14 protein-coding genes are annotated in these 13,519 nt (G+C 72.2%); 9 read left to right on the top strand and 5 right to left on the bottom strand.

All coding sequences use genetic code 11. The annotated features are described in order from the left end of the window. The 7 genes from metE to C3V38_RS03260 all read left to right on the top strand — a co-directional run bounded on the left by metE (position 1) and on the right by C3V38_RS03260 (position 7,147). On the top strand, positions 1 to 2,367 hold the full coding sequence (gene metE / locus C3V38_RS03290; protein WP_106385082.1) for a 5-methyltetrahydropteroyltriglutamate--homocysteine S-methyltransferase: 2,367 nt from the start codon (positions 1 to 3) through the stop codon (positions 2,365 to 2,367). A gap of 17 nt (positions 2,368 to 2,384) precedes the next feature. Then, entirely contained in the window at positions 2,385 to 2,693 is a 309-nt protein-coding gene (locus C3V38_RS03285) for a hypothetical protein (RefSeq protein ID WP_061227963.1), read from the top strand. An 11-nt stretch (positions 2,694 to 2,704) separates the two neighbouring features. Next, on the top strand, positions 2,705 to 3,991 hold the full coding sequence (locus tag C3V38_RS03280) for a DUF445 domain-containing protein (protein ID WP_174705755.1): 1,287 nt from the start codon (positions 2,705 to 2,707) through the stop codon (positions 3,989 to 3,991). 151 nt (positions 3,992 to 4,142) lie between these two features. Then, entirely contained in the window at positions 4,143 to 4,673 is a 531-nt protein-coding gene (locus C3V38_RS03275; RefSeq protein ID WP_174705754.1) for a helix-turn-helix domain-containing protein, read from the top strand. Between the two features lie 81 nt (positions 4,674 to 4,754). After that, complete coding sequence (locus C3V38_RS03270; protein ID WP_061227965.1) at positions 4,755 to 5,969, top strand: hypothetical protein; 1,215 nt, start codon at positions 4,755 to 4,757, stop codon at positions 5,967 to 5,969. Between the two features lie 189 nt (positions 5,970 to 6,158). Further along, complete coding sequence (locus C3V38_RS03265) at positions 6,159 to 6,440, top strand: DUF2516 family protein (protein ID WP_007628021.1); 282 nt, start codon at positions 6,159 to 6,161, stop codon at positions 6,438 to 6,440. Beyond that, on the top strand, positions 6,437 to 7,147 hold the full coding sequence (locus C3V38_RS03260) for a MerR family transcriptional regulator (RefSeq protein ID WP_106385081.1): 711 nt from the start codon (positions 6,437 to 6,439) through the stop codon (positions 7,145 to 7,147). Before C3V38_RS03265 ends, C3V38_RS03260 begins: the two co-directional genes overlap by 4 nt. A gap of 36 nt (positions 7,148 to 7,183) precedes the next feature. Here C3V38_RS03260 and purU read toward each other — a convergent pair whose 3' ends face one another. Then, positions 7,184 to 8,050, bottom strand: a complete 867-nt coding sequence (gene purU / locus C3V38_RS03255; protein ID WP_106385080.1) for a formyltetrahydrofolate deformylase — start codon at positions 8,048 to 8,050, stop codon at positions 7,184 to 7,186. A 53-nt stretch (positions 8,051 to 8,103) separates the two neighbouring features. On the opposite strand from purU, the gene deoC reads away from it, so the two are divergent. Further along, entirely contained in the window at positions 8,104 to 8,802 is a 699-nt protein-coding gene (deoC, locus tag C3V38_RS03250) for a deoxyribose-phosphate aldolase (protein ID WP_106385079.1), read from the top strand. Positions 8,803 to 9,041: 239 nt separating this feature from the next. Here deoC and C3V38_RS03245 read toward each other — a convergent pair whose 3' ends face one another. From C3V38_RS03245 to C3V38_RS03230, 4 genes are all read right to left on the bottom strand, one after another. Beyond that, complete coding sequence (locus tag C3V38_RS03245; RefSeq protein WP_106385078.1) at positions 9,042 to 9,998, bottom strand: NADP-dependent oxidoreductase; 957 nt, start codon at positions 9,996 to 9,998, stop codon at positions 9,042 to 9,044. 72 nt (positions 9,999 to 10,070) lie between these two features. Next, positions 10,071 to 10,604 carry a metallophosphoesterase gene (locus tag C3V38_RS03240; RefSeq protein WP_106385077.1) on the bottom strand — a complete coding sequence of 178 codons (534 nt, stop codon included), beginning with the start codon at positions 10,602 to 10,604 and terminating at the stop codon, positions 10,071 to 10,073. A gap of 71 nt (positions 10,605 to 10,675) precedes the next feature. Further along, positions 10,676 to 11,566, bottom strand: a complete 891-nt coding sequence (locus tag C3V38_RS03235; RefSeq protein WP_106385076.1) for a DUF2993 domain-containing protein — start codon at positions 11,564 to 11,566, stop codon at positions 10,676 to 10,678. A gap of 74 nt (positions 11,567 to 11,640) precedes the next feature. Next, the gene (locus C3V38_RS03230; RefSeq protein WP_106385075.1) at positions 11,641 to 12,141 is read right to left on the bottom strand and encodes a DUF2505 domain-containing protein; all 501 of its coding nucleotides are present in this window, start codon (positions 12,139 to 12,141) and stop codon (positions 11,641 to 11,643) included. Positions 12,142 to 12,242: 101 nt separating this feature from the next. Here C3V38_RS03230 and C3V38_RS03225 point away from each other — a divergent pair, with 101 nt between their 5' ends. Next, the gene (locus C3V38_RS03225) at positions 12,243 to 13,337 is read left to right on the top strand and encodes a UDP-N-acetylmuramate dehydrogenase (RefSeq protein WP_174705793.1); all 1,095 of its coding nucleotides are present in this window, start codon (positions 12,243 to 12,245) and stop codon (positions 13,335 to 13,337) included. Positions 13,338 to 13,519: the final 182 nt, after the last annotated feature.

Genomic DNA, 13,519 nt, shown 5'->3' with positions numbered 1-13,519 from the left:
ATGACCTCGTCGTCGTCGCCCTCGTCGCCTCACCTCGAACCCACGCGCGCCTCGTCGGTCCTGGGCTACCCGCGTATCGGGCCGCGCCGCGAGCTCAAGCGCGCGCTCGAACGGTACTGGCACGGCGACGGCACGCGCACCGAGCTGCTCGCCACCGGCCGTCGCCTCCGCGAGGCCACCTGGCACGACCTGGTCGCCAAGGGCCTCACGCAGATCCCCGGCAACACCTTCAGCTTCTACGACCACATCCTCGACGACGCCCTGCTCGTCGGCGCGATCCCCGCCCGCTTCCGCGAACTCACCCGCGACCTCACACCCGTCGACACGGTCTTCGCCCTCGCCCGCGGCCGCGCCGACGTCCCCCCGCTGGAACTGGTCCCGCTGCAGGGGACCTCCTACCTGTACCGCCAGCCCGAGTTCGACGAGGCCTCCGAGCTGGGGCTGCGGCCGGGCGAGCTGCTCGCCGAGGTCGCCCGCGCGCGGGAGCTGGGGCTCGAGATCCGGCCTGTCGTGACCGGCCCGGTCTCACTGCTGCTGCTCGGTAAGACCTCGCCCGAGGCCGCGCCCGGGTTCACGCCGCTCGACCTGCTGGACCGGATGCTCCAACAGTACGAGGCGCTGCTCGGCGTGCTGGCCGAGGCGGGCGTGACGTGCGTGCAGTTCGACGAGCCCTGCATGACCATGGAGCGTGCGCCGGACGAGATCGACCGGCTACGCGGGGCCTATGACCGGCTCGCCGCGGTGCCGGCGAGACCGCGGATCCTCGTCACCGGCGAGTACGGCGACCTGGGGGACGCGCTGCCCGCGCTCGCGGCCACGGGGATCGAGGCGATCGGCTTGGACCTGGTCCACGGGCGGCGGACGGCCGCCGAGCTCGCCGCCGTGCCGGGCCTGGCCGCCAAGCGCCTCTACGCCGGCGTCGTGGACGGTCAGAACGTGTGGCGCACGGACAAGTTCGCGACGCTCGACTACCTGCGCGAGCTGCGGGCCGTGTTCGCCGACGTGGTGGTGTCGACCTCGTGCACGCTGCTGCACGTGCCGTACGACGTGCACGCCGAGACCGACCTGCCGCCCGAGCTCGTGGACTCGCTGGCCTTCGCCGAACAGAAGGTCGCCGAGGTGGTGTCGCTGGCGCACGCGCTCGAGGACGGCCCCACGCCGCGCTGGCGTCCGCTGCCCGTGCTGCCCAGTGCGCGCCGCGAGGATGTGCGCGCGAGGACCGCCCGGGTCGACGACGACGACAAGGTTCGGGTTCCCTACGCCGATCGGGCCCCCCGGCAGGCCGGCAGGCTGGGTCTGCCGACGCTCCCGACCGCCACCCTCGGCTCGTTCCCGCAGACAGTGCAGATCCGGCGGGCCCGCCGCGACCTGGCGGAGGGGCGGATCGACTACGCCCGGTACTGCGACTACCTCCGCGCGGAGATCGCCGCGGTGATCCGGCTGCAGGAGGACATCGGGCTGGACGTGCTCGTCCACGGCGAGGTCGAGCGCAACGACATGGTGCAGTACTTCGCCGAACTGCTCGACGGGTTCGCCGCCACCCGCAACGGCTGGGTGCAGTCGTACGGTTCGCGCTGCGTGCGGCCGCCCATCCTCTACGGGGACGTAGCGCGGCCCGCCCCGATGACCGTCGAGTGGACGGGCTACGCGCAGTCCCTGACGGACCGGCCGGTCAAGGGGATGATCACCGGGCCCGTGACGATGCTCGCGCGGTCGTTCTGCCGCACCGACCTCGCGCTGCCCGAGGTCGCCACCCAGCTCGCGCTGGCGGTGCGCGACGAGGTGGCCGACCTCGAGGCGGCCGGCACCGCCATCATCCAGATCGACGAGCCGGCCATCCGCGAACTGCTGCCGCGGCGCGGTGCCGACCGACGCGCCTACCTCGACTGGGCGGTGGGCACCTTCCGCCTCGCCTCCGCCGGCGCGCGACCCGACACGCAGATCCACACCCACATGACGTACTCGTCGCTGCAGGTGATGACCGAGGCGATCGAGGAGCTCGACGCCGACGTCACCAACATCGTGGCCACCCGCTCGATCGAGTGGGTGCTGGACGCCCTGACCGACCACACCCTGACCCGACAGGTCGCGCCCGGCGTGTACGAGTCGCGCTCGGGGTTCGTGCCGGACATCGACCTGCTGCACGAGCGGCTGCTGCGCGCGGTGGACGCCGTGGGGGTGGAGAGGCTGTGGGCGGTGCCCGACGGCGGGCTCAAGAGCCGCTACACGTGGCAGTTGGAGCCCAGCCTGCGGAACCTGGTGACCGCCGCCCGTCGGATCCGACGGGCGGTTGCCCGGCAGGGGCCGGGGTCTAATAAGATCGGGGCAGAGCAAGTCCCGGGACGCGAGCCCGGGATCGGTAGTTGACGAAAGAGGACGACATCATGGCCGGTCAGACGCTCGAGCACACTGGTGCCGCCATCGTCGAGGAGTACTACCCCGAGTACGCGACGAAGGTCGCGCCCACCTACCCGCTGTACTCGACCGAGATCTACGTCGGGTCCGCGATCATCCTGCTGAGCATGAGCATGCTGGGTCTGCCCATCACCGCCATCGGCTACTACACGCAGGACGCCGGCGTCTCGCTCGGCATGGCGGTCGCCGCGGTCGTGGCCACCACCGTCGTGTTCCTCATCGGCCTGTTCGTGTGCATGTACGGCTTCCGTAAGCACGGCCGCGAGGACTCCCACTGACGCTCGACCCGGTGGTCGCCGCCGGGGGACCCGCGCTCAAGGCGGGTGACCCGGCGACCGACGCCGAGCGGAGGTCCGCCCTCCGTCGCATGAAGATGGTCGCGACGGGGTTCCTCGTCGTGGCCGGGGTGATCTACCTCGTCGCCGAATACGCACTGCACAACGGCGCTCCCTCCTGGGTGGGTTACTTCCGCGCCGCCGCCGAGGCCGGGATGGTCGGCGGCCTGGCCGACTGGTTCGCCGTCACCGCCCTGTTCCGCCACCCCCTGGGCATCCCCATCCCACACACGGCACTCATCCGCCGCAAGAAGGACCAGCTGGGCACCTCGCTCGGCGGGTTCGTGGGGGAGAACTTCCTCGACCCCGAGATGGTCAGCGAGAAGGTCCGCGGTGCCCGCATCCCCGAGCGCGCCGGCGAGTGGCTCGCCGAGACCGACAACCGCGCACTGGCCTCCGACCAGGCCGCCAAGGCCATCCGCTCCGTCCTGGCGGTGCTGCGCGACGAGGACGCGGTCGCGATCATCGAACGCACCATCGTGGCCCGGATCGCCGAGCCCGAGTGGGGTCCGCCCGCCGGCCGCATCCTCGCCGAACTCCTCGACGAGGGCCGCCACCTGCCGTTGCTCGACCTCATGGCCGACCGGGCCCACGAATGGGTCGAGGCGCACCCCGAGACGATCGACCGCTGGGTCCGCGAGAAGGCGCCCACCTGGGCCCCCCAGTTCGTCAACGAACTGCTCTCCGACCGCGCCTACCGCGAGCTGCGCGAGTGGACGTGGCAGATCAAGGTCGACAAGCAGCACGCCGTGCGCCTGGCGCTGATCGGGTTCGTCGAGGACTTCGCCCGCGACCTGCAGCACGACCCGTCCACCATGGCCAAGCTCGAGTCGTTCAAGCACGAGGTCATGAACCGCGAGGAGGTGCGCCGCGCCGCCGGGTCGGCGTGGTCGGCCGCCAAGCGGATGATCGTCGAGGCCACCGAGGACACCTCCTCGACGTTGCGGGTCAAGATCGACGACCTCCTGCGCCGCCTCGCCGAGATGCTCGTCGGTGACGAGAAGATGCGCTCGCGGCTCGACGACTACATGACCCGCACGGCGCGCTACGTCGCGGAGAACTACGCCGGCGAGGTCACCTCGATCATCTCCGACACCGTCGAACGCTGGGACGCCGACGAGGCCTCCGACAAGATCGAGCTGCTCGCCGGCAAGGACCTGCAGTTCATCCGCATCAACGGCACGGTCGTGGGGGCCCTGGCCGGGCTCGCGATCCACGCGGCCACCGAGCTGCTCTTCTGATCTACCGGCGGCCCGCCCGCCCCGTCGTGTGACCCATCCCACAGGATCGTCGTACACATAGCGCTTGCTGGAGTTAGCACTCGTTGCTAGCGTTGGGGACAGCCGAGGAGAGACGAACGGTCTGGCCGCAACGGCGGAGGGAGGTGACTCCATGGCCGCACACGATGGTGCTGAACGCGGCGGACCCGCGCACGACGTCACGGGATCCGGCGTACCGGCAGACGAGCCGACAGCAGCAACCCTCGCCCGCCGTAACAAGCCGACGGGTGAGGTGCCGCGCCACACGGATGTCACCGCGCTCGTCGACGGTGACCGCCGTTCGTCCGACTCGCAGGACATCGGATCGTTCATCCGCGCCCAGCGGGAGGCCGCCCAGGTGTCCATCCGGCAGCTCGCGGAGCGTGCCGGCGTCTCCAACCCGTATCTGAGCCAGATCGAACGCGGGCTGCGGAAGCCGTCCGCCGAGGTCCTGGGTCAGATCGCCCGAGGTCTGAGGCTGTCCGCGGAGGTGCTCTACGCCCGCGCCGGGATCCTCGAACTCAAGCAGGGGAGCCCGGTGAGGGACGCGATCCTCACCGCCCCGGACCTCACAGAGCGGCAGAGGGAGGTGCTCGTGGAGATCTACGAGTCGTTCCTGGCGAACAATGCGACCGCAGCCGACCAGGTCGTCGACGTCCCCTGATCCGGGACCTGCCGACGGCGGCCCGCCGGGCCACGTGACACCGCAGATGAGAACACCGCACGACACGAACGAGGAGTCGACATGAGCAAGAAGACCACCGGCAAGAAGTCCACGTCCAAGGCCGAAGAGACCGGCGCCGACGCCTCCCGGGAACCCGCCGTCGGCGGCCCGCTCGGCCAGGCGATCGCCGCCGTGCGGACGCCGGTCTACGCCTACGTCGGGGCCAACGACCTCGCGATCCAGGCGGTCTCCGGGCTCGTGAACGACCTGCGCCGCCGCGCCGAGGACGCCGTCTCCGACGCGCAGTCCAAGGTCACCGAGCGCGTCTCCGACGTCCAGAACCGCATCACCGAGCGCGTGACCGGTGCCCAGGAGCGCGTCAGCGAGGTGCCCGAGCGCGTCCAGTCGCTGCCCGCGGAGGTCGAGGAGCTCGTCAACCGCTTCCGCCCCGAGGAGCTGCGCAAGATCGCCGACGCGTATGTGCAGGTGGCCGCCGGCATCTACGGCGGACTCGCCGCCCGCGGCGAGGACGTCGTGAGCCGACTCCGTGAGGAGAACCCGCAGCTCGAGGCCGGACTCGCCCGCGTCAACGAGCAGGTCGCCCGCGCCGCCGGAGCGGTCGAGGAGCAGCGCGAGCTGGGCGAGGAGGCCCTCGGCACGGTCGCGCGCCAGACCCGGTCGATCGGCGTGAAGGCCGCCGGACGCGTCTCCAAGGCCGCCCGCCAGGCCGCCGAGTCCGCCGGTGACGCCGCCGACACGGCCGCCGAGCGCGTCGACGAGGTGGCCGACCGGGTCGACCGGACCGCCGACAAGGCCGCCGACCGCGTCGACGAGGCCGCCTCCACGGTCTCCGCCGAGGTCGCCCGCAGCACCGCGGAGGTCGAGGCCCGCACGACCCCGGCCAAGAAGGCGCCGGCGAAGAAGGCCCCGGCCAAGAAGGCGGCGGCCAAGAAGGCGGCGGCCAAGAAGGCGCCCGCGAAGAAGGCCCCGGCCAAGACCACGACCACCACGGCGGCCACGACGACCTCGACCACCGACAAGCCGGTGGCCGCCAAGCCCACGGCCGATGAGGCCGCGGCCGCGAAGGCGGTGGCCAAGACCACCGCCAAGCCGACCGGCGGCAAGCCCGCCGCCACCACGTCGTCGGCGGCCAAGCCCACCGGCGCCGAGGCGAGCGGCTCGAAGGCGGCAAGCTCGGACTCGGACGCGCCCTCGCCGGCCGAGCTCGCCGACAACGACCCGGCGCTGACCACCGCGGATACGCCGTTGCCGCCCGCCGGCACCGATCGCCCCTGACGCGATAGGAACACGCGCCCGGTCCGAAAGGCATTGGCGCCCGGTCGCGAAAGGCACCGACGCCCGGTCGCGTGAGGCACCGCCGCCCCGGCCTGCTCCCTCTCCGAGCCGGCCGGGGCGGCGCGCGTCTCGGACGGGTGTGAACATCATTACGCGGTCGTGTCCGACCGGGCCACTACACTGGGATCCGTGATTGACACGCTTACCGGCACGTGGGGAACTGTCCAGCTCATCATCCAGGGCGCGCTCGTCGTATGGGCGCTGGCCGGGCTGGTGCTGGCCGCGCTGCCGCCGGCCTCGGCGTACTCCGTGGAGGGGAAGTGGCCGAAGCCGGCCTGGATCGCCATCTGTGCTGTCGCCGCCCTGCTCTTCGCGATCCGGCCGCTCGGCTTCCTCAGCATCATCGCGATGGTGGCGGTGGGCGTGTTCTTCGCCGACGTGCGTCCCGCGGTCGGCGGTCGACGCAGGTGAGGACGCCGGAGGCCGGGCCGCTGCAGCGGATCGAGGAACTGGCCGAGGACTCCGGCACCACCGTACGCAACATCCGCGTCTATCAGGAGCGCGGTCTGCTGCCCCCGCCCGTCCGCCGAGGACGCACCGCCTTCTACGGGCCGGACCACAAGCGGCGTCTCGCTCAGATCCTGCGTCTCCTCGACCGCGGCTACACGTTCGCCACGATCGAGGAGTTGTTCATCGCCGAACGGCACGGCTTCACGCTCACGGAGCTTCTCGAGCTGGAAGCGGTCCGGCCGACGCGCCGCTCCACCGGTGGGCGCCGGCGACTGCCGCGAGGGGGAGTGGACGCGGTCGCCGGGTTCGAGCTACCGGAGCACCTCCTCGACCGGGGCGAGTCGATCGGCCTCGCCAGCGATTCGGCCGCGGCGGACCACTTCTTCGCCGACCGCTACATGCTGGAGATGTTCCGCGAGCTGATCGTGCTGGGGGTCGGCGAGGAGGGGATCGACAAGATCGGCCACCTGTTCATGGAGGGGCAGAGCACCGCGGCCGAGGCGATCGACGTGCTCGTGCAGACCATGAAGGACGCCGGGATGGACCAGTCGACCATCATCAGGCGGGTGACCGGCATCCTTCCGCGGGCCGGCGCCGCCGCCCGGCTCATCTTCCTGTCCGCCGCCCAGACCCTGCTCACCGACAGGCACGGCTTCCCCAAGAGTTGAGCGACGTGAGCGCCGGACGGCCGCCGATCGGACGGTCTAGGTGAACACCACGGTCCGGGCACCGTGCACCAGGACCCGGTCCTCCAGGTGCCAGCGCAGCCCGCGGGCCAGCACCAGCTTCTCGGCGTCGCGGCCCTGGCGCACCATGTCCTTCACCGTCGCCGTGTGGTCCACGCGGATGACGTCCTGCTCGATGATAGGCCCCTCGTCGAGGTCGGCCGTCACGTAGTGGCACGTCGCGCCGATGAGCTTCACGCCCCGGACGTGCGCCTGGTGATACGGGCGGGCGCCGACGAAGCTGGGCAGGAAGCTGTGATGGATGTTGATCGCGCGACCGGCCCACCGGGTGCAAAGGTCGTCCGGCAGGACCTGCATGAAGCGGGCCAGGACGATCGCGTGCGGGTCGATGTCGTCGACGAGTCCGGCGACCTGCTCGAACGCCGGGCCCCGCTCGGCGGGGTCGGCCGGGAACGGAACGTGGTGGAACGGCACGCCGTGCGCCTCGGCCATCCCCCGCAGGGTGTCGTGGTTGCCGATCACCGCACGGATGCGGGCGGGGTAGTCACCGCTCTCGACCCGACCCAGCAGGTCGTGGAGGCAGTGGCCCTCCTTGGACACCAGGATGACGACGTCCTTCGGCTCGCACGAGTCGCAGATCTGCCAGTCGGCCTCGGGTCCCAGCTCGCTGGCCACCCGTTCGAAGCGACGGCGGAGTTCGTCGATCTCCATGCCGATCGATTCGGCGTCGACGGACTGGCGGGTGAAGAACCAGCCGGTGTCCTCGTCCGCGTGGTACGCCGCCTCCATGATGGTCCCGCCCAGTTCGGCGAGGAACGTGGCGATCCGGGCGACGATACCGATGCGGTCGGGGCAGCCCAGCGTGAGGACGAAGCGTCGTGACATGGGTGTCCATTGTGCCACCAGGCGCATCGGCCGCTCCCGCTAGGCTGGCCGGCATGGACGCCACTCCGACCGCTCAGCTCACCCGTGCCCGCGTCGCCGCGATGATCGACCACACCCTGCTCTCGCCCGACGCGTCCCGCGAGGACGTGCAGGCCTGCCTCGACGAGGCCCGCGAGCTGAACGTCAAGGCCGTGTGTGTCAGCCCGGCGATGCTGCCGGTGCGACCGGACCGGCAGATCGTCGCCACGGTCGCGGGTTTTCCGTCCGGCAAGCATCATTCGCTGGTCAAGGCCATGGAGGGCCGGCTCGCGGTGGACCAGGGCGCCGCAGAGGTGGACATGGTGATCGATGTGGGCGCCGCCATCGCGGGCCTCGTCGACGAGGTGATGGCCGACGTGCTGGCGATGCGGGACGCCGTGCCGCCGCCGGTGGTGCTCAAGGTGATCCTCGAGACCGCCGCCATCCACAAGGCGCTGGGGGACGAGGCGGGTGACGAGCGGATCGAGGCCCTGTGCCACGCCGTCGCGCGCGCGGGCGCCGACTTCGTCAAGACCTCCACCGGCTTCCACCCCGCCGGCGGCGCGAGCGTGCGCGCGGTCGAGGCGATGCACCGCGCGGTCGGCGGGAAGGTGGGCATCAAGGCGTCCGGCGGGATCCGCGACGCCGACTCCGCCCGCGCGATGATCGCCGCGGGCGCCACCCGGCTCGGCCTCAGCGGCAGCCGCGCGGTGCTCGACGGGTTCCCCGAGTAAACCTGCCGTCCGGCCGCTGCCGGTCCGATGTCCGGTGGCAGAGCGCCAGCATTCCTGCCCCGAGATGCGCTGCCGGCTCGACCTGCGATGGCGGATTGCCCGTTTTCCCCGGGGTTGCGCTGGGCGATCGGACCCGAGAGGCAGCACATGCCGATCCGGCAGCGCATCCGGACTCGGTTGCGATGCCGGTCTGCCACCGGCCCGTCGTCGGCCATGGCACACCGCGCCCCCGGCGGGTGTCAGTCCCGTCCGGTGGTGAGCACCATCTTCCCGGTGGTGCGACCGGTCTCGCCCCGGCGGTGCGCCTCGGCGGCCTGCTCGAGCAGGAACACGTCGGCGATCGTCGCCCGCAGCGAGCCCTGCTCGACGAGGTCGGTGATCGAGAGCAGGTCGTGGCGCGAGGCGTCGACCAGCATCCGGACGGCCCGCACCCCGAGCCGCTCGGCCTCGCGGTATAGGTCGTCAGAGCCGACGGGCAGGATCGACACGACGATCCCGCCGGGCCGCAGCGTGCGCAGCGACGCCAGCGAGGTCTCGCCGCCGATGGTGTCGAGCACGGCGTCGACGTCCGAGACGGCCTCCGCGATGTCCACCTCGCGGTAGTCGATCGGCTCGTCCACGCCGATCTCCCGCAGGAAGTCGTGCTTCTCCGAGCTGGCGGTGCCGATCACGTGGGCGCCGCGAGCCTTGGCGATCTGCACGGCCACGTGCCCGACCCCGCCGGCGGCCGCGTGGATCAGGACGCGCTGGCCGGGCTGGATCCGTGCGTTCTCGACGAGCGCCTGCCACGCGGTGAGCGAGACCAGCGGCAGCGCGGCGGCCTGGACGTGGTCGAGCGAGGCCGGCTTGGGTGCGAACCAGGCGGCGGGGGCGGCGACGTACTCGGCGTGGGCGCCGTGGCCGAACGGGTACGAGAGCATGCCGAACACCTCGTCGCCGGGGGAGAACCGCGCGACGCCGATCCCGACCTCTTCGACCACGCCCGACAGGTCCCAGCCGAGGACGAACGGCGGCTCGCCGAGGAACCCGCCGTTGGCGCGGTGTTTCCAGTCGGTGGGGTTGACGCTGGCGGCCTCGACGCGGATGAGGACCTCGTTGGTCCGCGGCGCGGGGCGGGGGAGGTCGACGACGGCGAGGACGTCCGGCTCACCGAGGGTCTGCTGCTGCACGGCACGCATGGTGGCTTCGTTGGTCATGGCTCCAGGGTGGCAGAGTCCCGGGCCCGCCGCCCGGCTCGTCCCGCCCGCCGCCCGGCCCGCGGGTGTGGGTCAGCGCCGTGGCGGCAGCCGGTGCAGTTCCACGTCGCGGAGCTCGCCTCCGGTGATGGCCGCCGTCATGTACGTGTGGTGCGGCTGGCGTCGACGGTCGGTGGGCGAGCCCGGGTTGAGCAGACGCAGGGCGCCCTCACCGGACCCGCTCTCCTCGGACACTCGCGGCGCGGTGGTGTCCCACGGGATGTGCGAGTGACCGAAGACCAGGACGTCGGTGTCGGGGAAGGCCCTGGCCATGCGCTTCTCCCGTCCCGCGGACGCGCCGGCCTCGTGGGTGACGGCAAGTCGCACGCCGTCGAGCGTCGCGCGGGCCACTTCGGGCAGACGCTCGCGCAGCTCCGGGCCGTCGTTGTTGCCCCAGCAGGCGATGAGCCGTGCGGAGCGTTCCTCCAGTGCGTCGAGGAGGGCGACGTCCATCCAGTCCCCGGCGTGGATCACCACGTCGGCCGCGTCGGCCTCGTCCCAGACCCTGGCCGGCAGGTCGCGGGCACGGGTCGGGACGTGGGTGTCGGAGATGATGAGCAGGCGCATGGGCCCAGTGTGCCGGGCGCGACGACAGGCGGCCGTCGCGGATCGGCGGACGAGTCCCGGCGGGTCGACTCCTAGCGGGTCGACTCCAGCACCACGTCGCGGCCGGCCAGGTCCACGGTCATCCCGCCGTCGACCACGCGGACGCCGGTGAGCTCGATGCCCTCGGGCAGGTCGGCGAGCGCGGAATCCATCATCGAGACGGTCCCGCCCAGGATCTCCGAGGGCAGCTGGAACCCGAGGACCGAGGCCTGCTGGGGATCCATCTCGAGGTTGCCGTCGATGAGCCGCGGCGTCACCACGGCCTCGGCGAGCCCGCTGATCGAGACGCGCAGGGTGCCCGCCGCGGGATCGGAGACGATGTCCTGCACCTGGATCAGCCCGCCCAGCAGGCTGTCGCCCACGCCGCCCGCGCCCTCGGACTGGGCGGCCGCGGTCATGGTCTCGTCGGACACGAACGCGGTGCCGGTGAGCGAGTCGATGCGTGAGGTCTCACCCTCGGACCGCACGCCCTCGGCGGTGATGTCGATCGCCGGGACCGGTCCGGTCGCGCCCTCGGCCGGGGCCCCGTCGGTGGTGATGCGGATCGTGCCGAGCGTGCCGGTGACGTACGACAGCAGGACCGGCTGGGGCCCCAGCTCCACCTCGGGCGTCGAGCCGAGCGTCGCGCTGATCTCCTGGCGGAGGTTGTCCTTGATGGCGCCGCGCATCCCGAGCTCCAGGCCCACGGCCCCGGCCCCCAGCAGCACGATGAGCAGAACGGCGCCGATGACGATCCGGCGGCCCGTGAGACTCCCGCCCCGGGCACCCCCCGCCGCGTCGCCCGGAGGGGGCGCTCCCACCCCGCCACCCGGAGGGGGCGCGCCCGCGTCGGCGGGCCGGGCGGCGAACTGCTCGGTGGGAGCGTTCTGCACGCCCGGGTGATCGAAGGCGGGAAGTCGCTGGGTGTCTCTCGGCGGCTGCATCGCTTCCGATTGTCACCGAAAAGGCGTCGGCGTGCAGCACCCACCTCGACGGGCGGGGGCGTGCGGGCGGTGGGTCAGCGGGCGGCGGTCCAGCGGTTGAGGTGCCGGTACTCGGCCTCGAACAGCCGGTCCAGGTGCGAGACCACCATCTTCTCGAGCTTGCCGCCGAGCAGCGGTACCGACACCTTGACCTGCCCGGAGACCGACTCCTCGGCGGCGCCGTCCCGGTCCACTGCGGTCGCGTCGCCGCTGATGAGCCCCAGCCCACCCGCAGCCTCGGCGCGCGCGGTCCCGGTGAACGTCTGGCCGTCGAAGCCGGAGTAGGTGCTGGTGCGCACGATGGTCAGCTGGCCCGGCACGAACTTGCGGGCGGAGTCGGGGATGTCGTCCTCCGGGATGTGCTGCGTGATGGTCACGCGGACGCCGTCCGTGGTGGAGGAGAAGTCGTCGAGGCTGTCCTTGTCGGTTCCCACCGCCAGGAGTCGCTCGCGCCAGTACTCCTCGCTGCCGTAGGCCGTGTACACGGCCTCGATGGGGGCGCCGATGCGGGCGTTGTGGGAGAAGCGGGTCGCCATGGGGTCTGACACTACAAGCGCCGGTTACCCTCGGGCGTGTGAACCCGCCCCCGTCCAACCTCACGGCCGCGCCGCACCCCGCCGACCCGGTCGTCGCCGAGCTGACCCACAACGCCGGCATCACCGCGACCGTCGGCGCGCGGCTGGCCGACCTGACGACCCTGCGCATCGGCGGCCGCCCGCGTGCGCTGCTCGAGTGCGCGACGCCCGCGGCGGTGGTCGCCGCCGTGCGCGCCCTCGACGCCGCCGAGGTACCGGTGCTGGTGCTGGGCGGCGGGTCCAACCTGGTGGTCGCCGGCGGTGACCTCGACCTGGTGGTGGTGGCCGTGCGCAACCGGGAGGTCGAGTACCTCACCGGCGCGCGCGACGACCAGCTCGTCGTTCGCGCTGGCGCCGGGCTGACCTGGGACGACCTTGTCGCCGACACCGTCGGGCGCGGGTACGGGGGCCTGGAGTGCCTGTCCGGGATCCCCGGATCCGTCGGTGCGACGCCCGTGCAGAACGTCGGCGCATACGGCGTGGAGGTCGCCCAGATCCTGCACCGCGTGCGGTGGTACGACCGCGCGACCGGCGTCGACGAGTGGGTCACCCCGGAGGCTCTGGGACTCGCCTATCGCACGTCGGTCCTGAAGAACACCGACTGCGCCGTGGTGCTCGAGGTGGAGTTCCGGCTCGACCCCGCGGGGCGCAGCGAGCCGATCCGGTACGCCGAGCTCGCCGGCCGCCTCGGCGTGGCGCCGGGCGAGCGGACCGACCCCGCCGTCGTGCGGCGTACCGTGTTGGAGCTGCGGCGTGGCAAGGGGATGGTGCTCGACGACGACGACGAGGACACCTGGTCCGCGGGGTCCTTCTTCACCAACCCGGTGATACGCGAGGACGAACTCCCCACGGTGCGGTCCCGGGTGGCCGCCCGTCTCGGGTCTGGCCCGGCCGAGCAGATGCCCGCCTTCTCCGCTCCCGGCGGGGTCAAGCTCTCCGCGGGCTGGCTCATAGAGCGGGCCGGATTCGGCAAGGGACACCCTTCGTCGTCGTCCCCCGCCCGCCTGTCCACCAAGCACACGCTCGCGCTGACCAACAGGGGCGCGGCCACCTCCGACGACATCATCGCGCTGGCGCGCGAGGTGCGCGACGGCGTGCGGGAGGCGTTCGGAGTGGAGCTGCACCCCGAGCCCGTGTGGGTGGGCTGCCACATCTGACCGGCCCGCCCGGCCGTGGGATGCCGCCGCCAGCCGCGGGGTGGGCTCCGGCGCGGGTGAGCCCCGGCACCCGCGGGGCTGCGCCGTGACAACCCCGCCGCCCGGCGCGCCGGTCTTCCCTGGCACGCTGGACCCAGGCCTTCTAAGCTCGTCACGCCCCCGTGCGCCCGCCCGGCGCCGCC

Origin of the sequence: Dietzia sp. oral taxon 368 (assembly GCF_002999155.1) — a bacterium.
Classification (GTDB): Bacteria; Actinomycetota; Actinomycetes; order Mycobacteriales; family Mycobacteriaceae; genus Dietzia; species Dietzia cinnamea.
This window is presented reverse-complemented; position numbering and strand designations above follow the sequence as displayed.